Source organism: Caballeronia sp. RCC_10 (genome assembly GCF_041360715.1).
GTDB lineage: Bacteria > Pseudomonadota > Gammaproteobacteria > Burkholderiales > Burkholderiaceae > Caballeronia > Caballeronia grimmiae.
Genome location: NZ_JBFUPT010000045.1, coordinates 1 through 19,835, shown reverse-complemented (window position 1 = coordinate 19,835; position 19,835 = coordinate 1). Strand labels below are relative to the sequence as shown.

Sequence of the window (19,835 nt, the reverse complement as noted above, 5' to 3'; positions counted from 1 at the left end):
AATCCCTTGTCGCTCAATAACTCATTGACCACCGCCAGGATCTGCGCAGCGATCCCATGGGCCTCAAGCAGGTGCCTAAACCGCAGGATGGTCGTTTCGTCCGGAAGACGGGTCATCCCACCGTCGAGACCCGCGAACTCGCGATACAGCGGCACATCATAGAGGGCTTCTTCCATCGCTGGATCCGACAGACCGAACCACTGCTGTAAGAAGTGAATGTGCAACATCGTCGCAACTGGAAATGGCGGACGGCCGGTCTTCCCCTTTGGATAATACGGCTCGATTAACCCAATCAGCCTCGACCACGGCACCACTCGTCTCATCTCGTCTAAGAACTCCCGCTTGCGCGTGCGCTTGGTTGACAGGTCCAAGCCGAGATGAAGTTGCGTCATCGTGATGCCTCCAGGGGTCGTAGCCACTATGGTAGCATTCCTAAGCGATGTTACACGAAGGGATTACGCAGAGCTTCCTAAACAGCCCTTCCGAGCTCTTTTTGAACTGGCCTTTAAAGGCATTCGCGTGACTGACACGCGGCCGGGTCAATGGCTTGCCATATCGGGCATCGGTGGCATCGGGCACGTGGCCGTGCAATATGCCATCGCGATGGGTCTCCACGTCGTCGCAGTGGACATCGACCCGGGCAAGCTCGCGCTCGCGCGCGATCTCGGCGCGAAGCTCGCCATCGACGCCTCCGTTGACGATCCCGCCGCCGTCATTCAAAAGGAGATCGGCGGAGTGCACGGCGTGCTCGTTACCGCCGTGTCGCGCAGCGCGTTCGCGCAGGCCCTCGGCATGGTGCGGCGGGGCGGCACGGTCTCCCTCAACGGCTTGCCGCCCGGTGACTTTCCGCTGCCCATCTTTTCGACGGTGCTCAACGGCATCACGGTGCGCGGTTCTATCGTCGGGACGCGGCGCGATCTGCAGGAAGCGCTCGAATTCGCGGCAGAAGGAAAAGTGCGCGCGCATATTCATCGCGAGCGGCTCGAGAACATCAATTCTGTCATCGCCAACCTTAAAAGCGGCCAGGTCGATGGCCGCGTTGTGCTGACGCTGGACTGAACACGGGGAGCCGCGCATATCCGACATCGCGGCTCCGATCGCGTCGGCGGTGCGCGGCGCGCTCATCGACGTGTGATTCGACGCCCCGCCGCTGCCCGCCATTTTTAACGTGTACCGGCGATGTACCGATCGATGTCGATACCATCGGCGTTATACGGCCCGCAGTTGTTTCGATAAACGCGACACCTACCACATAGCCCCCTCGCCTCAGCTTGAAAGCGGCTAGCACGGTGATGCCGGGGCGACACGTCACCACATCGAGCGTGCACGTCCGTCCTGCGTTCGCTTTCACCCGGCGCGACAGTCGCCGTCATGAGCCAACAGCCGGGCGTAAAACGCGGTGTGCGCACAGGTCAATCAGTTACGCGCTCGCACAATCAGCGACGACTGATCCAGATCAATCGTCTTCCTTCGCACGATGGAAGAATCGGTTCGTTACCAGCCTATCCGGCGCGCGAGCGAACGCGGACAGACAGACATGATCAAGCCATTGTTTCGAATCGGCGCGGTGTTGAACGCGCCGAGGCTGCGTGCCGTGGAAGCCGAGCCGCCCGCCGTCATCGGGTTCCCCGCGCTGCGGCGCTACGGCAGCATGCCTCTTATGGATGCGCTCGCCGCGCGGCAAACCACGCGCAGCTTTTCGTCCGATACGATCGACACCGACCTGCTCGGCAACTTGCTATGGGCCGCCGACGGCATTAATCGCGCCGCGGACGGCGGCCGCACGGCGCCATCGGCTCTCGGCAGATATGAAGTCGACATCTATGTGCTGCTGGCCACGGGCTCGTATCGATACGAGCCGACCGCGCACCAGCTCGTGCTCGTAGCGGCGCTCGACTTGCGCGCGACGACGGGCTATCAGGACTTTCTCGCACATGCGCCGGTCGACCTTGTCTATGTGTCCGATCTCGATCGCATGCAGGACGTGCCTCCTCGCCAGCGTGAAAACTTCGCGTATGCGAGCGCGGGCGCGATTCAGAACGTCTATCTCTTCTGCGCATCGGCCGGGCTTGCCGTCGCGGTGCGCGGCTGGATGAATCGCACGGAGCTCGCCGTCAATCTTAAGTTGCCGGTAGGCTCCTGCGTTCTGCTCGCGCAGACTGTCGGCCATTTCGCACGGAACCAGTGAATCATGAGCGATTCGCACTGTTCGGGCACGTCCATCAATGAAACCGCAGAACGCACAGCATTGCGCATCATCCGGTTCGATCACAGGCGGCTCGCCGCCGTGACGGCCGCGATGCTCTACTTTGTTCGCAGACTTGCGGACGGAGGACCCTCCCCCGATCCGATCGTGCTGCGCGCGATGCTGTATTACATCCGCGAATATCCAGAGCAGTTTCATCATCCAATGGAAGACCAATTTCTGTTCCCCGCGCTGAGACGACGTACCGATGACTACGACGACGTGCTGGAAGAACTGCAATGTCAGCACATCGAAGGCGATTTGCGGCTTCGCAATCTCGAGCACGCGCTCACCCGGTTCGAACTCAAAGGTGAATCGGTGCTGTTCGGCCTGCGCACGCTGCTGGAACAATACGTGGCGTTCTGCGCGAATCACCGGCGCGTCGAGGAGACGCTGATTCTTCCCGCCACCGCGCAACTGCTTTCGGAGGACGACTGGGCTCTGATCGACGCGGCCTTCGACCGGCGCTCCGACCCATTTGGCGAGGCGACGTTCGAAGGCGAGAGTCTCGACAGTCTCTACCGCCTGATTTCGAGCACGGTGCCGACGATCGGCGAGACACCGCAGGCGTCATGAACACAGCGCGTTTCGCTGTCCGGACCTGTGCGGCGCTCTTGTCCGTCAGCAACTGGTGTGATTGCGTCGCCGTGCAAACGACGGAACCATCCTGGTTGCTCGACCAGCATCGATGCATGTTCTGCCATACCGTGGACACGCCGCACCGCGCGCCCTCATTCGAGCAGATCGCCGCCCGTTACCGGGACGTACCCGGCGCCCCGGGCATGCTCGAAGAGAAACTGCGAAAGGGTGGCGAAGCGCACTGGGGCGACGTTGCAATGCCATCCGCCGCCGAACGTGGCGGTGGACCACTTTCTGCGTCCGATGCTCATGCGCTCGTCAAGTGGGTGCTGAGCCAGTGAGATGCGTATGATGCAATCGACACGAGGCTTCGATGACCTACAAGACCATTGCCGTGGCCCTCGATACTGGCGCGCACGCCACCCAGCGGCTGGACGCCGCCGTCGGACTGGCCGAGCGTTTCGATGCGCACCTGCGCGGCCTGTATTCGGATTTAACGCTCGATCCCCGGTTTTACTATCAGGCGAGAGGTGAGCATCGCTATGGAATGACGTTACAGGAGTTGTGCCGCGAGAGGCGGGCGTGCGTCGAGCATCAGTTCCTTCGGAGACTGGCCGGCTCGCGGGTCGCGCATGACTGGCTCGCGAATGAGATGAACACCGGCTACTTGCTCTATGAGCACGCGCGATGCGCCGACCTGACCATCGTCGGACAGCATGACGAAGCGAAAGCCGACGCCTCGTTCGCCGACCGCTATCCCGAACGTACCATCATGGCTGCCGGTGGACACGTCCTGGTATGGCCTCGCGGCCATGCGTCGTGTCCGCTCGATGGAGCCGCGGTCATCGCGTGGGACGGCAGCCGCGAAGCCGCGCGAGCCGTCTTCGATGCTCTGCCCCTGCTGCGTCACGCCGTGCAGGTAGATATCGTCTCGATTCACCCGGAGCCTGACGGAGCCCCCACCGAGGAGGGCGCCGCACTCGCGCCGGACCTCGCCCGAAGCCTGATGCGGCACGCCGTCAGCGCGAATGTCGTCGCACTGCGCGTATCCGGCGAGGGGTGCGTTCCGTCTGCGCTGCTGTCCTACCTGCAAGCCGAACGCCCGCGAGTGCTAGTCATGGGCGCGTTCCATCACAGCCGTCTGCGCGAAACGTTTCTTGGCGGTCTGACACGCGCCATGCTGCGCGATGCGGATCTGCCCGTGTTAATGTCGAACTAAGTCGAGATGCGGCCGAAGGATCGGCCGCGGTAGGCGCACTTTAAGCAACGTCAGGGAAGCAAATCGGCAAGCGTCAATTGAATGGGCGCGTCGCTTGGCCCTTGTTCGGCCAGCTTGCGCGCCGCAACGAACAGGAAGTACCCGGGATCGGCCGTGAAGAGCGCCTTCATGCCGGCCTCCCCGATCTGCCGGACCTGGAGCAGTTCCTTGAGGACACTTGCACTGACCTAACGTCGAGGCGCGATCGCGCGCCTGCGACGACGTCTCGGACGCCGATACCTCGGTCCTGTTCATGCAACGGCTCCACGCCGATCCGCTGACGGGCGATGAGCGGCGCATCACTGAAACGATTCGCACGGACGTCGATCCCCACTCGTTCGGGCAGCGGTGTTACTGGCGTGCGCTGTTATCGCGCCTGGTCAGCCTGTGCGCGCAATCCGCTCGACGACGTGAGCGAAGTTGATGCAACGCTGATCGTCTTGCCGACCTTGAGGTTGATCCAGGTCATGCCTTCGCACAACCCCGCCAGCACCGCTTCACGCTCGGTGTCGAAGGTGCGCGAATGCGTGAATCGATGCACGAATCGCCCGCCTTCGACGTTCCTATGCTCGACGCCGACTGTGCACCTGATGCCTTCCGGCGTCTGCTCGGTGTCGCATGTGACACTCCAGTCCGCATTACTTACCTGTCCCTTGAGCGACATCTCAATCCTCCTGTGAAAACGAGCATCCGTGCGCGGCGTGCCCCGGCTTCGCCGCTGGCGCCTGGCTTTCGCGGTGTGTCCGCGGGTGCCCGAGTGAAGCGCACGGTCGTTCAGACGATGCAGTCTTGCGATACAGCCGGCAACGTCGACTCTAGGCACGAACGCACGCGCCGCGTTGAGCCAGGTCAAGGAAACGTCCGTTGCAACCGGCGCGTGAACGTTTGATCTGAGTCAAACGCTTTTTCACGGCGATCCGTAGACTCGCCTCCATGCCATGATGCGTCGCTTTCTCATGCTTCTTCAGGAGTCCGCGATGAGTTACAGGAGCATCGTCGTGCATCTCGATGCGAGTGAACGCGCTGAATACCGGCTCGATGTCGCGCTTTCAGTCGCCAGACCATTCCGGGCGCATCTGAACGCGGTGTATGCGGTCTTCGTGCCCGAAGCTCGGGCATTTCATCTTGTCGCCGGAAGCACCGTCTGGTTCGAAGAGCACGAGCCTCGACGCGAAGATCATCGCCATTCGCTCGAACATCTCTATCACGCAGGACTGGCGCGCAGCGAACTATCCGGTGACTGGTTCGAAGACCGCGATCAGCCGGCGCAAGCCGTCGCGCGACGTGCGCGCTGCGCGGACCTCGTCATCGCCGGCCAGCCCGATCCGAACGACCCGGAAGCGTACGTCGCAGATCACTTCGCCGAAACCCTCGTGATGAGTTCGGGCCGCCCGGTGCTGCTTCTGCCGTATGCCGGCGTCTTCGCGAACCTGGGAGACAACGTGCTGATCGGCTGGGACGCCAGTCGGGAGGCGTCGCGTGCACTGTACGACGCACTGCCGTTCCTGCAGCGAGCGAGGCAAGTCACGATCGTTTCGGTGAATGCGAAAACCGGCCGGGTCCACGGCTCCCGTGCATCCGGCGCCGACATCGCCTCGACGCTCGCCCGACACGACCTACGTGTGACGGTGCGCGACATCGAAGCGCGCGCCGATGTCCCGGCCGGAAACGTCCTGCTGTCGGAGGCGGAGCGGACTGGGGCAAACCTCCTGGTAATGGGCGGCTACGGCCATGCGCATTGGCAGGAAGTGTTGCTGGGCGGAGCCACCCGCACGCTGTTGCGCTCGATGACCGTCCCAGTGCTCATGTCGCATTGAACAGACTTCCTGAAGGAGCCGCCATGTATCAACGCATTCTAACGCCGATCGACGGCAGCATCACCTCATCCCACGCGCTCGAGGAAGCGCTCAGGGTTGCACGTGCGAACGACGCCGTTGTACAGCCGCTTTTCATCGTCGATCTTCAGCCTGTCGCGTACGATGCAGCCGCGACCTTTTACCCCGACATGCGCGATGCGCTGCTCGAGGAGGGCCGGCGACTCACGACGGATGCGGCCGCGCGCATGGCGCAGGAAGGCGTCAAGGGCACGCCGCGCGTCGCAGAGGTCAATCTGAACGGCGACGATATCGCCCAGTGCATTCTGCGTTGCGCAGAGGATTTCGGCGCCGATCTCGTCGTCATGGGAACGCACGGCCGGCGCGGCTGGCAGCGCCTCATGCTGGGCAGCGTCGCCGAGCGGTTCATGCGGCTGGCGCGCTGCCCGGTCATGCTCGTGCCGGGGCGGGAGGCCGAAGAGCAGGCAAGCCAGCCGGAGCAAGACGAGCAGCTTGCCGGCTGATGGAGGACGCGTTGCCGGAGAATGCGCTTCGACTAACGTCGAAAGCGGTCGCAGCGAGGACGTTTGCTTGCGTGACCTGACGCGAGATGATGATGGCTGGCACTGGCTTTCCCGTACGCGGCGGCGACGCGCTTGCAGGGACGGCTGACGATCGTGAGGTGGCCCATATGAGAAATAATGAAGGCCGCACGGATGCGCTGGCGCATGACTCTGCTCGCCGAAACCGGAGATCGTGCCGCGCGTTTGCGGGCGCCGCTCTAGCCGCCGCCGTCGTGTTCTGTGCATGGTGGCTGGCTATCCGGAGTTCGTTCGCCCCTTGCGCCGCCGGGACCACGACAGGCGCACAGGCATGGCTTTGGGCGAATGCTGTCATATCCGCGCTGTCGCTGACGGCCGTCGCCTTTCTTCTCTTGCAGCAACCTGCACCGGTTTCCTCCGGCAACGCCGTGCTGACCCACGCCCGGCTGGACGGCATCATCCGCTCGACGACGGAAGCGATCATTACCATCGATGCGACGCAACACATCGTCATGTTCAACCCGATGGCCGAGCACGTTTTCCGCTGCGCGGCCAGCGACGCAATCGGCACCTCGCTGTCGCGGTTCATCCCCGAGCGCTATCGGGCGGCGCACGAACGTCAGGTCCGGCAATTCAGCGACACGCGCGAATCGGACCGACGAATGGGCGCGCAGCGCGTGTTGTCAGGCTTACGCGCAAATGGCGAAGAGTTCCCCATCGAAGCTTCTATCTCCCAGACGGAAGACGGGGAAGGCAAGCTGCTTACCGTCGTCCTGCGCGATATCACAGACCGGGTGAAGGCGGAAGCGCAGCTCCGGCAATCGCGCGAGGAACTGCGAGCGCTATCTGCGAATCTTCAGCGGATACGGGAGGCCGAAAAGACGCGCATCGCCCGCGAATTGCACGATGACCTGGGTCAGACACTTACCGCGCTCAAGATGGACATAGCCGCGCTGGAAGCACAGCTTGCCACGCACGCGGCCCGTAATGCAGACATCGGCCCGCAGTTGCAGCGCATGCTCGGCCTCATCGACCGCAATATCGCGTCGCTCAGGCGAATCGCCGCGCATCAGCGGCCCGTCATGCTCGATGATCTCGGACTGCATGCCGCCATCGACTGGCTCATCGACGATTTCGAGCACCTTCACCGCATCCCTGTGAATCACGCGCTCGATACGGGCGATCTCGTGTTCAACGCCGACGCAGCGACGGCGGTTTTTCGTATCATCGAGGAGGCGTTCGCAAACATCGCACGCCACGCTCATGCAAGTCGCGTCGAACTGTCACTTGTCGCCGACGGCGCCGATTGCGTGCTTCGGGTGGCCGACGATGGCGTCGGCGCGCCTTGCCCGCTTGATTCGAACGGGCGTTCCTTCGGCCTGCTGGATGTGCGGGAACGCGCGAACGCGCTTGGCGGTCGCGTCTTCGTCGACTCGATACCCGATAACGGCTTCGTCCTTACCGCGGTCTTGCCGCGCGAAGCCGTGCAAGACAAGGAACCGCAACCATGACGACGAAAGTGCTGATCGCGGACGACCACGCGCTTGTACGCGACGGACTGCGCCATATCCTTGCCGGCGCGAGCGGGTTCGAAGTGGCCGGGGAAGCGTTCGATGGCGTCAGCACGCTCGCCCTCGTTCGCTCCACGCCAGCGCATGTGCTCGTCCTCGATCTCTCGATGCCGGGTCGCAGCGGCCTCGAACTGCTCAAGCAGATCAAGGACGAGAAGCCCGCGCTTCGTATCCTCGTGCTAACCATGCACGCCGAGCAGCAATATGCCGCGCGCGCATTCAAGGCGGGCGCGTCGGGCTACCTTACGAAGGAAAGCGCCAGCGCAGAACTCGTCTCAGCCGTCACCAAGGTCGCGGCTGGCGGCGCTTATGTAAGCCTCGCCATGGCAGAGCGCTTCGCGCAAAGCCTCTCGGAGCCCGCCGACACACTGCCGCACCAGCGCCTGTCGGATCGGGAGTTCGAAGTCTTTCGGCGACTGTACGCTGGAGAGTCCATCAACCAGATCGGGGAAGCGCTCTGCGTAAGCGCGAAGACGATCAGCACGTACAAAGCCCGCATCCTCGAAAAGATGCAAATGCCGCATGAAGCGGCGCTCGTGCGCTACGCCGTCCGGCACCGGCTTTTCGACGACGAGAACGACGACGTCTGAACGTATCGCCCGTCAGGATTTCCCTACATGCCCGCCAAAACTCCTACCGAAGTTTCCGCCTCCGCCGATTCATTTTTGAGATGGCGCGGTCAATACTTCGACGCATGGATTGGTCCGCCGCGCATCGAATCTTTCGTCTTCCGGCATTCGACTCATACGCGGGAACCTGACGTTCGACAGGAGGCAGGGCATGTTCACCGCAAGCGAAGCCGCACCCATCACCCGCCGGGACGAAGCGCCCATGCCGCGCCGTGCGTTTCAGGTAGCGGACATCTCCCGGACCGCAAGGCGCACGGGCGCACGTTGCTCGACCTGTACGATGCAGCGGGTATGCATGCCGAGCGGCCTCTCGCCGGACGAATACCAACGCCTCGATGCGCTCATCTGCTCGACGCGTGTCGTGCGCCGCGGCGAGACGCTCTACCGAAGCGGCGACGCTTTCCACAGCGTGTATGCCGTGCGAAGCGGCTGTTTCAAGACCGTCGTGATGCATCGTGACGGTATTGAACAGGTCACGGGCTTCCATCTCGCGGGCGATGCGCTCGGACTCGACGGCGTGAGCAGTGACAGTCACAGTTGCGATGCGATTGCGCTCGAAGATAGCGTTGTCTGCATCATTCCGTTCGATCTGCTCGAATTACTCTGCCGGGAAGTGAGAGCGATTCAGCATCACGTGCATCGTTTGATGAGCAGCGAGATCGTGCGTGAATCGAATCTCATGATGCTGCTGGGCACGATGTCCGCAGAGCAGCGGGTGGCGGCTTTCCTGCTCAATATCTCGACGCGCATGAAGGCGCGCGGTTATTCGCCCGCGCAGTTCGTGTTGCGCATGACGCGCGAAGAGATCGGCAGCTACCTCGGTCTCAAGCTCGAAACCGTGAGCCGCATGTTCTCGAAGCTGCAGAAGGCGGGTGTGCTCGATGCGCGCGGCAAGGAAGTGCAGATTCTCGATCAGGCAGGCCTCGAAAATGTGTGAGGCTCGATGAAGCACCAGCCGCCTGCACGAAACACTGCTGCACCGCGCACGCGTCCGTCGCGCAAGTCGGCAGGCGCCCAGTTCGCACCGGCGAGCGCATGACCTGCGTCTGCACGCGTAGCGGGATTCCCCGCATGTCTCGCCGGGGGCGAGTGTTACCTGAGCGCTGCGCCCGGTCCGCGCGAAAGCGCCTGCTTAGGTCTCGCGTCCGACCGTTGCCGCGCGTTGATTCAGATCAACGGCCATTCGCGTCGCCCCTCGCATCATGACAACTTGCATTCTTCGTTAGCCGCCATGCGTACTTGCCAGATTTTCCTCTCGCGCACCGGGCCGGACGTGGCCCACGATGGCGTCCGTCGTCCCTCGATGGCTGTGCTTCTCGCGGTCCTCATGCTTTGCTCGACACGCGCACTGGCGCAATCTGATCCCGGTGCGCTCGTCGATCAGCAGCACTGCATGTTCTGCCATACGAACGATGCGCCGTTTCTGGCGCCGTCGTTTCAACAGATCGCCGACCGGTATCGCAACGACCCGCAGGCGCCAACCATGCTGGAGCACAAGCTGCGCGCAGGCGGTCGCGCCCACTGGGGCGACATGGCCATGCCGATGCCCGCTGAACGCGGCGGCGCGCTCTCGCCCGAGGATGCGCACACGCTCGTCGAATGGGTGTTGCGTCACTAGTCGTGCAAAGGAGCCGTCATGCGCATCACCATCAAGCTCGATGCTTTCGAACGCGCCGCCACCGCCTACGCCGTGTTATGGCTGGACGTCGACAGCGGTCGCTGGTCTCGCGAGAGTCATGACCGCATCGAGATTCCGTCGTGGGGAACGTGGCAAACTGCGGTGAATGGCACGCTTCTGACGGATCGCGACACGCACGCCCCCTTGCTCTTGCTTTGCGGTCTCGAGCTCAACGCGTCGGCGGCCTCGCGCCTGAGTCTCCCACTGCAAGAGACGCACGGTGGCCGCGCAGATCGCCTGATCGTCGATGAGAATGCCGCGACCCGCCCATGCGATTCCGGACACTGGCATATTCAGTGTGTCGATTGCGAGGTCATCGTCGCCGAGCATGAGATCTTCTCGGACGAGCCGGATGCCCCTCCTGAACCGGCAAGCCACCCGCGCAACTCCGGCCCGCTTCTCACTTGATTACGCGAGACGCCGGGCATAAATCCTCATGCCGACGACACCTGCCTGAGCTTGAGCAGGCGCAAAACGTTATCAAATGCACGATGGATGGCGGCACCCAGGTCGGCGGCGGTGCCCCGCTCAACCGGAATCAGATCAAAAGTCCTCGTGATCAGGTCGAGGCGCGCATCATAGAGCGGCGCTCCAGATGCATCAGAATAAGCCTCGATGGTCAGGTGACTGTTGACGACATCAGTGGCTTGCCGCTCGAGTCGCAGCAATTCCACACCGGCCACGCGCTCGACATCGTCAAAGCCGGCGAATCCTTGACAGGCAATCTGCAAACCGAGCCCCATGACCGCTCTCCTCGTTCCTCTTCCCTGACCGCGTGCATTCGAACCTGCAAGCTCGTCTTCGCATCGTGGCCCAAATCAATCTTCGCGTGACCGGCTACAACATGGTTGCTTCGAATCTTGGGGACCGCCTTATGCGGAATCGTCAACCGGACCGGACGCGGTGCGAGCACGAAGCCCCTGAACATCAGTTCGACCTTTTGAATCTCGCTTGCGCATTGCGCGTACAACCAGCCGGGCCCGCCATCCATTCCGTACATGCCCCGGCATAACGCCTTGACACTGATTCGCGCCCGCCCCCTGCTCTCTGCCGACGGTGTTCGCGTGGCCCACACGTACACGACGCCCGCTTCGAGGGGACGCCCTGTCTGAATATCGCTGGCATCGGCATGACGTATTTGCGTGGCTGAATAGCGTGACACGAATTCCCTGGTGCGTGCCCAGAGGAGCGAGCATTCGTCTGGCTCCTGGCAGTCTACGGAAGCGAACTGCCGGGCCTGATGCAAAGCGGGTTCGGTTTCGCTGAAGCGATGCCACCGTGCGTCTGCCGAACAGGCACAAAGCGCGGGCAGCAAAAGCACGGCACACAGCGATCCCGGTCCCATCTCGCACTCCACGGCGACATTCATAGCGATCAAACAACCATACCGCTCAACGCTGCGCGTCGTTTGATCCAACTCAGCGTTTTCGCTCGGACCGCGACTTCATTTGCGCTCAGTGCTGCACGCCCTGTCGTTCCTGGTGATGACGGCTCGGGTCGCGCATCAGTACTTCGCGCAACATCTGGACTTCCTCGCGCATGGCGCTCACTTCGCTTTCCACTCGCTTGATGTCGCGATGCATATCGCGCCGCAGCTGCTTTTCTTCCTCGCCGACGAACAACGCAGCAATGCTTGCGAACGTCAGCGAAAGCAGGCCGTAGCCCAGCAAGACGACGAAGACCGCGAACACGCGCGAAGCGGGCGTCGTGGGTGCAACGTCGCCGTAGCCGACCGTCGCGCTGCTCTCGAAAGCAAGCCAGAGACCGTCGGCATACGAGTGCACGCCTGGCTCGAGGCAATAGAAACCCGCGCCCGCGAGTGCGAGAATCGCCGCGCCGATTCCGAGCAGAACAAGCAGCCGATGAGGCACGAAGAACGCGCGCAGGGCGAGCACGATGCGCAGCGCCAGCGCAGCCATGAAGAACAGCTTCCAGGCCCACTCGACAGCGGACCACGGAACGCGGCCACCTGCGACGCTTGCAAGCGCGGCCAGCCCGAGGGCCGCGTCCAACGCATTGCGGCGCATGAACCGCGACGGACGGCGGCTTTTGGAAAGCATGTGGCCTAATATGCCGGTGCAGGTCAGGCCAACGAGCAGGTACATCCACCGCGCAATCAGAAGCGCCGTCGTGAGCCCGACGAGTTCCAGGTAGAAGGCAGGAATAAGTAGCAGCAGCGCGGCGAACAGCGGCCACTGCAGGCGGCGCCATGCGCGTACGGCAGCGGGTGTGTCGTGAGGCTCGACACCGTATGAGCCAACCGTACGCAGCCAGTGTCTCATGGGGGAATCCATCGTTGGTGGTCGGCGCTGGAAGCGCCCGAACCGTCAACATCGTCACATATCCCGGCGATGCGGCATTGACCTGTGTCACGGTTTTGACAGGTCCGATTCACGACTGGCGGCACCGGAGCATCGAGTTCAGCGGTTCATTGACCTCCCTCAACTGACTACGCCTCGCAGCAAACTACGATGGCTTCAACTTCCTTGTGACGCTTCATCGTCATGACCGCAAACCTGATGCGCAATTGCACCTTCGACGAACTCGCGCCAGGACAATCGGCATCTCTGACACGCGTCCTCACCCGTGAAAACATCCGACTCTTTGCAGCAGTAGCCGGCAATGTTGCACCAGGTCGTCTCGAATCTGCGTTTGCCGAAAGCGCACCACACGGCGACGTTGTCGTGCACGCCATGTGGGTCAGTGCGCTCGTGTCGTCAGTGCCCGGCACCCGTTTGCCGGGACCGGGAGCCATCCAGTTGCCGCAGACGCAGCAGCTGCGTCATCCGGTCAGGATGGGCGACGCCATCACCGCGACTGGCACCGTTCGCGCGAGATTCGCCGCGCACCGCATCGTTACGTTCGATACGCACTGCATCAACCAGAATGGTCAAACGGTGTTGTCCGGCCTCGCCACGCTCATTGCGCCGCCGACGCCCGTGACATGGCCAGTGGCGCCGGAGCCGGATATCTACGTGCGTCCGCATGACCGCTACGCCAGTTTCGTCCATGAAGCGCAGACGCGTTCGCCGATGCGCACGGCCGTCGTTCACCCTTGCTCGCCGGAATCGCTAGCCGCGGCGCTGGAGGCACGCGATGAAGGCCTTATCGATCCGCTGCTGATCGGCCCGATTCACAAGATACGCGCCGCCGCAGTCGCGGCGCATATCGACCTATCCGGCGTGGCGATCGAAGCCGCCGAGCACAGTCACGCCGCCGCAGCCCGAGCGGTCGAACTGGGCATCACCGGCAAAGTCGCCGCGCTTATGAAGGGCAGTCAGTACACCGATGAATTGCTGTACGCCGTCGTCGCCCGCGGCTCCGGCCTCAGAACAGAGCGGCGCGTCAGTCACGTTATGCGATGGATATACCCACGTATTCCAAGCCTGTCCTCGTGACGGATGCGGTCGTAAATATCGCGCCGACGCTGGAGCACAAGCGAGACATCTGTCAGAACGCAGTGGATCTGCTTCATCTGCTGGGCGTCGAATGCCCGCGTGTGGCGGTGCTGGCCGCCGTCGAGACCGTGAATTCGAAGATGCCCGCCACAATCGATGCGGCTTCGCTCACAGCGATGGCCGTGCGCGGACAGATCTCAGGCGCGACGGTCGACGGTCCCCTCCCATTCGACAACGCAATCAGTGCCGCCGCGGCCTCGACGAAGGGCATTGTTTCATCGGTGGCGGGCGAGGCTGACATCCTCCTCGCGCCCGATCTTGAAGCGGGCAACATCCTGGCCAAACAGATGATGTACTTCGGCGCCGCCGATGCGGCCGGACTGGTGCTTGGCGCACGCATTCCGATCATTCTCACGAGCCGCGCGGATAGCCTGCGCGTGCGGGTCGCTTCGGTGGCCCTGGCAAAACTCGTCGCCGAGCGGACGTCGGATTCGGCAAACACGGGGCGTGCCGCCTCACGACACGGCGACGAATTCAACGCCTGATGCGCATCCCGCTCCGCTACTCCGCTCACCCAAATAAAAGCGGGTGGCGCCGATTTCGTTCAGCGATCGTTATCCATTCATCCGTTGGTCAGGCTGCCCATTCCAGGTTGGCCGCACGGTCCAGTCTGCGTTCGATGCGCCGCGCAAAGAAGTCGACATTACGGCGTTCGTCGCCCGCTTCCGGATCGCTTCGGACGGTGCAGCTTGCGACCGGCTGCTTGCCCGCGAGCGCTGCCATATCCCTGAACGCGCCAGCGTCGCCTCGTCCATGCTGAGTGCAGAAGAACGCCACGAGCGGCAGCTTGCGCCGGTTGGCCGTAAGCCATGCGCGAACCGGGGCGCTCATGGTGCCCGCCCACACCGGCGTGCCGATAATCACGAGGTCGTAGCGCGCGGCATCGTAATGCGGCGGAGCGATTGGAACACAACGCGAGAACACCGCATCGACCACCGAGCGCAGAAACCCCATCAAGCCAGAACGATCGGCCGCTTCCCCGATAATCTCGAAATCGGCATTGAATCGCTGAACGAGCGCCGCGCCTACGGCGCGTGTCCTGCCGCTGCGCGAACAGCACAGCACCAGCACTTTCGACATGTCTACACTCCTCTTCGCCGGTTACGTCTCGAACATGAGCTCAGTAACGCGTCGGACCCGACCGCTGACCTCGCCTCGCGCATCGTTTCATGACACTTCGATGATTACCTTGAGAGCGCCGGTGTCGGCAGCATTGCCGAAGGTCTCGTAAGCCTCGAGCGCCTTTTCGAGCGTGAACCGGTGTGTGATCAGCCGGTTCGGATCGAGCCGCCCCGCACGCACGGTCTTGAGCAGCATGGGCGTGCTCACGGTGTCGACGAGTCGGGTGGTGATCGTGATATTGCGGTCCCAGAGAGTTTCCAGGTGCAAATCGGCCTTCACGCCATGCACACCCACATTTGCGATGGTGCCGCCCGCTGCGATGATCGATTCGCACGGTTCGAACGTCGCCGGCACGCCGACCGCTTCCACCGCGCAATCGACGCCCGCGCCCTCGGTCAGTCGCAAGACCTCCGCGGCCGGCACGGTCCGCGCGATATCGATGCATGCGCTCGCGCCGAACGTGCGGGCCACTTCAAGACGATGCGGGTCTCTATCGATCATGATGATCTGCGCCGGCGCGTAGAACTGCGCGGTGAGCAGCGCCGCGAGACCGATGGGCCCCGCCCCGACGATCGCGACTGTGCCGCCGGGCTGCACGCGGCCGTTCAGCACGCCGCATTCGAAGCCCGTCGGAAGAATGTCCGACAACATCACGAGCGCTTCTTCATCGACCCCGGGCGGGACCGGATAAAGACTCGTGTCCGCATAAGGAATGCGCACGAATTCAGCCTGAGTTCCGTCAATTCTGTTGCCGAGTATCCAGCCGCCGGTCGCGCAATGCGAATACATGCCACGCCGGCAGGCCTCGCACTTGCCGCAGGAGGAGATGCAAGAAATCAGCACGCGATCGCCCGGCTTGAACGCCGCCACGGCTGCGCCAACCTGCTCTACCACGCCGACGCCTTCGTGGCCCAACACGCGGCCGGGTTCACAACTTGGCACGTCGCCCTTGAGAATGTGCAGGTCGGTGCCGCAAATGGTTGTGCGCGTCACGCGCACGATGGCGTCCGTCGCCGTGGTCAGGCTGGGAACCGGCCGTTCATCGAGCGACTTCTGTCCCGGCCCGTAATAGACGAGTGCTTTCAATTTTTGGCTCCATGGCGGCCTGTGAGACGTTCTATGAACGCGTTCACTGTATGCCCGAACCCGATGCGGTAATTGACCTGAATCAAGCGATCTCGGCGTCGGACGGGAAGCGAACCCGCGTTGACCTGAATCAATCGATATGCGTCCGGCGTCTTTAGACTGGGAGACAGTAAAGATCGGTCACGTGTCTCTGATGCCGTGTATCAACCTTCCGCCAGTCTCGACTCAAGGAGTCGCGCGATGACTTACAAAACTGTTCTCGTCCACCTCGATACCAGTGTGCGCGCTCACCCACGGCTGGAAACCGCGCTGCAACTGGCCAGACGTTTCGATGCGCACGTGGTCGGGCTCTTTGCCCTTTATGAACCGGATGTACGTTCCTTCACCGTGATGGCAGGGGCGGCCGGGTACTACGAGGAACAGGCAGCGATGCGGCGCGAGCAGCGCGGAGCGATAGAGCGCCTCTTTCATGCGGAGCTCAAGCGCGCGGGCGTGGGCGGCGAATGGATCGAAGCGCGCCAAAGCGCGATCCAGGCGGTGCCCCATTTTGCCCGCTGCGCTGATCTCGTCGTGGCAAGTCAAGACGATCCTGGCGATCCGGATGCGTACGTGGGCGATCACTTTCCCGAGACGCTCATCCTCTCGTCCGGGCGACCGGTCATGCTCGTGCCATACACAGGCTTCTTCCCATCGGCCGGCAAGCATCCGATGATCGCCTGGGACGGCAGCCGCGAAGCCGCGCGCGCCGTGCACGACGCCCTGCCTCTGCTCAAGACGGCCGAGCGTGTGAGCATCGTAAGCATCGACACAAGCCACGACGCAGGGCAAGGCAATCGCATTCCGGGTGCCGACCTCGCGACATGCATCGCGCGGCACGGTGTGAAGGCGGCGGTATCGCCGAGCGGTGCGGACAATCACGAATCGGCGGGCGACTTATTGCTTTCTCGAGCAGCTGACCTCGGTGCGGATCTCGTCGTCATGGGCGGCTATGGGCACCCGCGCTGGAAAGAACTCGTTCTGGGAGGCGCGACGCGCACGTTCCTCGCGTCGATGACCCTTCCTGTGATCATGTCTCACTGAGCAAGAGGCGCACTCATGAACTGGAAAACCATCCTCGTCCACCTGGATAACACCCGTGCGTGCGAGAGCCGCGTACAGTTCTCCTTCGATCTCGCGCGTCGCTTCGATGCTCATGTCATTGGTCTATATCTCGTATGCCAGGACCTGGCGCATCATTTGTTCGGTCCTGCAGAACGTGAGAAGCGAAGCGCGTACGAACGGGAACAGCGCGTGGCGCTCGAAGCGGTGCACGAAAGGTTCGAACAGGCGGCGGAACAGGCGGGCGTGAACGCCGAATGGCGTGCTCCGGCCGGCTCCGCTACGGCTGCGGCCACGCTTCATGGACGCCATTCCGACGTACTTGTCCTCGGACAGGACGATCCTGGAGATCCGGCCGCTTTCGTCGCGCGCGGCTTCGTTGAGGACGCGGTCATGAATGCAGGGCGGCCGGTGCTGGTGGTGCCACGCTCGACGGATATCCGCGGCGCAGGCGAGAACATCGTCATTGCATGGGACGACAGCCGCGAAGCCGCACGCGCTGTGGCTGATGCTTTGCCGCTCCTGCAACGCGCCCGCTTCGTCGAGACCGTAACCGTAGAACGGCACAAGGATGAGCAAGCACCAGCTGGCATCGACATATTCGCCTATCTCGACCGGCAACGCGTACGCTCAAGCTTTGTCTCCGTGCCGCGTCTGCGGGGTGCCAACACCGGGATGACGCTGCTGGACCGGGCGAACAGTGTGCACGCAGACATGCTGGTGGCGGGTGCCTACGCCCATTGGCGCGGTCTGGAACGGGTGCTCGGCGGTGTGACGCGCACCCTTCTCGAAGGAAGCACGATGCCGGTGCTGCTCTCTCATTGAATTCGAATTTGCAAACACGACGATGCGCGGTTTGGCCTCGCGCGTCTCAATGCAATGGCATTGGCTCATTTGAAGCAGGGTTCTAAGGTCGCCACTCCGAAGCGATCCGGTTCTTCATGCGAGCATTTGATACCGACCACTGGCGCCCAACTTATCTTGGTCTTCAGGCGGCATTATGCGGGACAAGAAGAACCGGACAGGTCGACAGGCGGACGAGCTTTTTCGCGACGCTGCCGAGCATTGCGCGCGCCAGCCCGCGCCGGCCGTGGGTGCCCGTCACGATCAGTTCCGCACCCAAGTCTTGCGCGCAACGTTGCAGTCGCTGCGCGACATCCTCACTGATGCCCGTGAGTTCCAACAGCTCCGTCTCACAATGCACACCCGCTTCCGCCGCCTGTGCACGTGCCTCGTCAAGGACACATCGTGCTTTCTCCCGATAGGCGCCGAGCAACTCTGCTGGTACATAGACCAAGCCCAAACCACTTGGCGCCACAGCATCCAGCACATGCGCCACACACGCCTGGGAACCCGACTGCCGTGCCAGTGCAAGGCCCTCGCGAAGCGCATGCGTTGAGGTGTCGCTGCCGTCGACAGCGATGAGAATGCGTCCGTACATCGTCGGCCCCCGGACTTTGTGTTTAGCTTGGTGAACTGTCTCATCGTCACCCAGTCGCCCGGTTGACCTCGATCAACGTTCAAGCCGGAACCCGTATGCCCCGGAAGAAATCATCGACCAACCAAAGTCCGTGCCGCCCGCCTTTGCTTCACGCCGCGAAAGACGCGATCTACCAATCTGTCGCGCTCCTCTAGCGGGACGCCCGCACCGTCATCGCCCCCTCCGAACACGTTGCAGAGCCCATTTCAGCATCCACGGCTCGATCATGCCATCCGGGCGGAGGTAATCCAGCGCATTGTGCAGCAGAGTATATGAGCGAATACCTTTCGGGCGAATCACCCCGGGCTCGTGATCGGAGACCGGACCTGAGCGAGCGACATGGCTCGGTTGAAGTCACCGGCGCTTCAGCCTCGGCAGCATGCGAACAAGGACGGTGTCGCGTACCACCAGGTGATGGAAGATGGCAGCACCCGCGTGAGCCACAGCCAGCGCGATGATGGCCCAGCCTATGAACTCGTGAGCCTCTCCGATATTGTGATGCGCCGCCTTGCTCAGAGGCGCAAACGGCGGGGCGATCTCCAGCCCGAAGAAGCTCATCGACTCGTTTCCTGACCAGCGCAGCACGAACCCGAGCACCGCTTCGGAGACCAACAACGCGTAGAGCAGGTAGTGAACCGCCTTCGCAGCGAGCTCTATCCTCCATCCAGCCGCGCTGACGGGCGTCTGGCGCCCGGGAGACAGCCGCCAAAGAATACGCACGGCGATAACAGCCGCCAACAAGATGCCGAAGGACATGTGCGTCACGATCAGAAGATGCCGTGTCGGACGGGGCGTAAAGCCCCATACCTGAGATAACGCGAATTGAGCCAGCACCAGCACGACGGTTAGCCAGTGTAGCGCGATGGAAAGGCTGTCGTACGACGTCCTGTCGTCGCCGGCTGCGATCCGCGTTGCGACATCGGCGGTAGTGGGGGGTCTATCTTTAATCATCGTTCAGTGTCCTACGCTAAAAGGCCAGTTCAAAAAGAGCTCGGAAGGGCTGTTTACTTTTCTTCGAAACGGTTAACCTTGGATGCCTGAACAACGGATCAAGGAATGCCGGCACCTATCATCGATGACGAACTGTGGGCACTGATCGAACCACTACTTCCAGCGCCGAGACCGCGACGCAAGCGTTACCCCGGGCGCCTACCGGTCTCGGACCGTGCAGCATTGAATGGCATCCTGCTCGTTCTGGACACAGGTATCCGTTGGAACCATCTACCGACGCGGCTAGGCTTCGGCTCTGGCGCGACCTGCTGGCGTCGGTTGCAC

Annotated in this window: 22 protein-coding genes and 2 pseudogenes; 16 read left to right on the top strand and 8 right to left on the bottom strand. The window is 62.5% G+C overall.

Going from position 1 to position 19,835, the window contains the following annotated elements; all coding sequences use genetic code 11:
• On the bottom strand, positions 1-392 hold a 392-nt coding region (locus tag AB6804_RS29565; RefSeq protein ID WP_370889474.1), incomplete at its 3' end, for a transposase.
• Positions 393-504: 112 nt separating this feature from the next.
• On the opposite strand from AB6804_RS29565, the pseudogene AB6804_RS29560 reads away from it, so the two are divergent.
• The 5 genes and pseudogenes from AB6804_RS29560 to AB6804_RS29540 form a co-directional block, all read left to right on the top strand.
• Positions 505-1,059: pseudogene (locus AB6804_RS29560) on the top strand (zinc-binding dehydrogenase); the annotation flags it as partial.
• Positions 1,060-1,537: 478 nt separating this feature from the next.
• Positions 1,538-2,188, top strand: coding sequence for a SagB/ThcOx family dehydrogenase (locus AB6804_RS29555; protein ID WP_370889473.1), 651 nt, complete (start codon positions 1,538-1,540; stop codon positions 2,186-2,188).
• Positions 2,189-2,191: 3 nt separating this feature from the next.
• On the top strand, positions 2,192-2,821 hold the full coding sequence (locus AB6804_RS29550; RefSeq protein WP_370889472.1) for a hemerythrin domain-containing protein: 630 nt from the start codon (positions 2,192-2,194) through the stop codon (positions 2,819-2,821).
• A complete protein-coding gene (locus AB6804_RS29545) occupies positions 2,818-3,165 on the top strand; it encodes a cytochrome C (RefSeq protein WP_370889471.1) in 348 nt (115 codons plus the stop codon). The genes AB6804_RS29550 and AB6804_RS29545 overlap by 4 nt, the downstream gene beginning before the upstream one ends.
• Positions 3,166-3,197: 32 nt before the next feature.
• Positions 3,198-4,043: a universal stress protein gene (locus tag AB6804_RS29540; RefSeq protein WP_370889470.1), complete on the top strand. Its 846-nt coding sequence runs from the start codon at positions 3,198-3,200 to the stop codon at positions 4,041-4,043.
• A gap of 406 nt (positions 4,044-4,449) precedes the next feature.
• Here the strand turns inward: AB6804_RS29540 and AB6804_RS29535 are convergent, their stop codons facing one another.
• Positions 4,450-4,746 carry a UDP-glucose 4-epimerase gene (locus AB6804_RS29535; RefSeq protein ID WP_370889469.1) on the bottom strand — a complete coding sequence of 99 codons (297 nt, stop codon included), beginning with the start codon at positions 4,744-4,746 and terminating at the stop codon, positions 4,450-4,452.
• A gap of 313 nt (positions 4,747-5,059) precedes the next feature.
• Between AB6804_RS29535 and AB6804_RS29530 the strand changes: the two genes are divergently transcribed.
• The 7 genes from AB6804_RS29530 to AB6804_RS29500 all read left to right on the top strand — a co-directional run bounded on the left by AB6804_RS29530 (position 5,060) and on the right by AB6804_RS29500 (position 10,724).
• The gene (locus AB6804_RS29530; protein ID WP_370889468.1) at positions 5,060-5,899 is read left to right on the top strand and encodes a universal stress protein; all 840 of its coding nucleotides are present in this window, start codon (positions 5,060-5,062) and stop codon (positions 5,897-5,899) included.
• 23 nt (positions 5,900-5,922) lie between these two features.
• Positions 5,923-6,420 (top strand): universal stress protein, encoded by a 498-nt coding sequence (locus tag AB6804_RS29525; RefSeq protein ID WP_370889467.1) that lies wholly within the window; start codon positions 5,923-5,925, stop codon positions 6,418-6,420.
• A gap of 446 nt (positions 6,421-6,866) precedes the next feature.
• The gene (locus AB6804_RS29520; protein ID WP_370889466.1) at positions 6,867-7,949 is read left to right on the top strand and encodes a PAS domain S-box protein; all 1,083 of its coding nucleotides are present in this window, start codon (positions 6,867-6,869) and stop codon (positions 7,947-7,949) included.
• Positions 7,946-8,599, top strand: coding sequence for a response regulator (locus AB6804_RS29515; RefSeq protein WP_370889465.1), 654 nt, complete (start codon positions 7,946-7,948; stop codon positions 8,597-8,599). Before AB6804_RS29520 ends, AB6804_RS29515 begins: the two co-directional genes overlap by 4 nt.
• A 241-nt stretch (positions 8,600-8,840) precedes the next feature.
• Positions 8,841-9,575 carry a fumarate/nitrate reduction transcriptional regulator Fnr gene (gene fnr, locus AB6804_RS29510; RefSeq protein WP_370889477.1) on the top strand — a complete coding sequence of 245 codons (735 nt, stop codon included), beginning with the start codon at positions 8,841-8,843 and terminating at the stop codon, positions 9,573-9,575.
• Between the two features lie 366 nt (positions 9,576-9,941).
• Positions 9,942-10,256, top strand: coding sequence for a c-type cytochrome (locus AB6804_RS29505; RefSeq protein WP_370889476.1), 315 nt, complete (start codon positions 9,942-9,944; stop codon positions 10,254-10,256).
• Between the two features lie 18 nt (positions 10,257-10,274).
• Positions 10,275-10,724, top strand: a complete 450-nt coding sequence (locus AB6804_RS29500) for a DUF3564 family protein (RefSeq protein ID WP_370889464.1) — start codon at positions 10,275-10,277, stop codon at positions 10,722-10,724.
• A gap of 26 nt (positions 10,725-10,750) precedes the next feature.
• On the opposite strand, the gene AB6804_RS29495 is transcribed toward AB6804_RS29500, so the two are convergent.
• Positions 10,751-11,059: a hypothetical protein gene (locus AB6804_RS29495; protein ID WP_370889463.1), complete on the bottom strand. Its 309-nt coding sequence runs from the start codon at positions 11,057-11,059 to the stop codon at positions 10,751-10,753.
• 711 nt (positions 11,060-11,770) lie between these two features.
• The gene (locus AB6804_RS29490; RefSeq protein ID WP_370889462.1) at positions 11,771-12,598 is read right to left on the bottom strand and encodes a potassium channel family protein; all 828 of its coding nucleotides are present in this window, start codon (positions 12,596-12,598) and stop codon (positions 11,771-11,773) included.
• 222 nt (positions 12,599-12,820) lie between these two features.
• On the opposite strand from AB6804_RS29490, the pseudogene AB6804_RS29485 reads away from it, so the two are divergent.
• A pseudogene (locus tag AB6804_RS29485) lies at positions 12,821-14,259 on the top strand (bifunctional enoyl-CoA hydratase/phosphate acetyltransferase).
• Between the two features lie 88 nt (positions 14,260-14,347).
• Here AB6804_RS29485 and AB6804_RS29480 read toward each other — a convergent pair.
• Complete coding sequence (locus AB6804_RS29480) at positions 14,348-14,854, bottom strand: flavodoxin family protein (protein ID WP_370889461.1); 507 nt, start codon at positions 14,852-14,854, stop codon at positions 14,348-14,350.
• Positions 14,855-14,941: 87 nt separating this feature from the next.
• Positions 14,942-15,982: a zinc-dependent alcohol dehydrogenase family protein gene (locus AB6804_RS29475; RefSeq protein ID WP_370889460.1), complete on the bottom strand. Its 1,041-nt coding sequence runs from the start codon at positions 15,980-15,982 to the stop codon at positions 14,942-14,944.
• 240 nt (positions 15,983-16,222) lie between these two features.
• Between AB6804_RS29475 and AB6804_RS29470 the strand changes: the two genes are divergently transcribed.
• Together AB6804_RS29470 and AB6804_RS29465 are read left to right on the top strand one after the other, a co-directional pair.
• Entirely contained in the window at positions 16,223-17,062 is an 840-nt protein-coding gene (locus tag AB6804_RS29470) for a universal stress protein (RefSeq protein WP_370889475.1), read from the top strand.
• Positions 17,063-17,077: 15 nt separating this feature from the next.
• A complete protein-coding gene (locus AB6804_RS29465) occupies positions 17,078-17,905 on the top strand; it encodes a universal stress protein (protein WP_370889459.1) in 828 nt (275 codons plus the stop codon).
• A 163-nt stretch (positions 17,906-18,068) separates the two neighbouring features.
• Here the strand turns inward: AB6804_RS29465 and AB6804_RS29460 are convergent, their stop codons facing one another.
• The gene (locus AB6804_RS29460) at positions 18,069-18,521 is read right to left on the bottom strand and encodes a universal stress protein (RefSeq protein WP_370889458.1); all 453 of its coding nucleotides are present in this window, start codon (positions 18,519-18,521) and stop codon (positions 18,069-18,071) included.
• A gap of 393 nt (positions 18,522-18,914) precedes the next feature.
• Complete coding sequence (locus AB6804_RS29455) at positions 18,915-19,511, bottom strand: cytochrome b (protein WP_370889457.1); 597 nt, start codon at positions 19,509-19,511, stop codon at positions 18,915-18,917.
• Between the two features lie 105 nt (positions 19,512-19,616).
• Between AB6804_RS29455 and AB6804_RS29450 the strand changes: the two genes are divergently transcribed.
• Positions 19,617-19,835 (top strand): transposase (locus tag AB6804_RS29450; protein ID WP_370889456.1); only part of this gene is annotated, 219 nt, incomplete at its 3' end.

Excerpts from the sequence above, each read along its gene's own strand:
- AB6804_RS29555 (WP_370889473.1), top strand. The coding sequence starts at position 1,538 with ATGATCAAGCCATTGTTTCGAATCGGCGCGGTGTTGAACGCGCCGAGG.
- AB6804_RS29550 (WP_370889472.1), top strand. The coding sequence starts at position 2,192 with ATGAGCGATTCGCACTGTTCGGGCACGTCCATCAATGAAACCGCAGAA.
- AB6804_RS29545 (WP_370889471.1), top strand. The coding sequence starts at position 2,818 with ATGAACACAGCGCGTTTCGCTGTCCGGACCTGTGCGGCGCTCTTGTCC.
- AB6804_RS29540 (WP_370889470.1), top strand. The coding sequence starts at position 3,198 with ATGACCTACAAGACCATTGCCGTGGCCCTCGATACTGGCGCGCACGCC.
- AB6804_RS29535 (WP_370889469.1), bottom strand. The coding sequence starts at position 4,746 with ATGTCGCTCAAGGGACAGGTAAGTAATGCGGACTGGAGTGTCACATGC.
- AB6804_RS29530 (WP_370889468.1), top strand. The coding sequence starts at position 5,060 with ATGAGTTACAGGAGCATCGTCGTGCATCTCGATGCGAGTGAACGCGCT.
- AB6804_RS29525 (WP_370889467.1), top strand. The coding sequence starts at position 5,923 with ATGTATCAACGCATTCTAACGCCGATCGACGGCAGCATCACCTCATCC.
- AB6804_RS29515 (WP_370889465.1), top strand. The coding sequence starts at position 7,946 with ATGACGACGAAAGTGCTGATCGCGGACGACCACGCGCTTGTACGCGAC.
- fnr (WP_370889477.1), top strand. The coding sequence starts at position 8,841 with ATGCCGCGCCGTGCGTTTCAGGTAGCGGACATCTCCCGGACCGCAAGG.
- AB6804_RS29505 (WP_370889476.1), top strand. The coding sequence starts at position 9,942 with ATGGCTGTGCTTCTCGCGGTCCTCATGCTTTGCTCGACACGCGCACTG.
- AB6804_RS29500 (WP_370889464.1), top strand. The coding sequence starts at position 10,275 with ATGCGCATCACCATCAAGCTCGATGCTTTCGAACGCGCCGCCACCGCC.
- AB6804_RS29495 (WP_370889463.1), bottom strand. The coding sequence starts at position 11,059 with ATGGGGCTCGGTTTGCAGATTGCCTGTCAAGGATTCGCCGGCTTTGAC.
- AB6804_RS29490 (WP_370889462.1), bottom strand. The coding sequence starts at position 12,598 with ATGAGACACTGGCTGCGTACGGTTGGCTCATACGGTGTCGAGCCTCAC.
- AB6804_RS29480 (WP_370889461.1), bottom strand. The coding sequence starts at position 14,854 with ATGTCGAAAGTGCTGGTGCTGTGCTGTTCGCGCAGCGGCAGGACACGC.
- AB6804_RS29470 (WP_370889475.1), top strand. The coding sequence starts at position 16,223 with ATGACTTACAAAACTGTTCTCGTCCACCTCGATACCAGTGTGCGCGCT.
- AB6804_RS29465 (WP_370889459.1), top strand. The coding sequence starts at position 17,078 with ATGAACTGGAAAACCATCCTCGTCCACCTGGATAACACCCGTGCGTGC.
- AB6804_RS29460 (WP_370889458.1), bottom strand. The coding sequence starts at position 18,521 with ATGTACGGACGCATTCTCATCGCTGTCGACGGCAGCGACACCTCAACG.
- AB6804_RS29455 (WP_370889457.1), bottom strand. The coding sequence starts at position 19,511 with ATGATTAAAGATAGACCCCCCACTACCGCCGATGTCGCAACGCGGATC.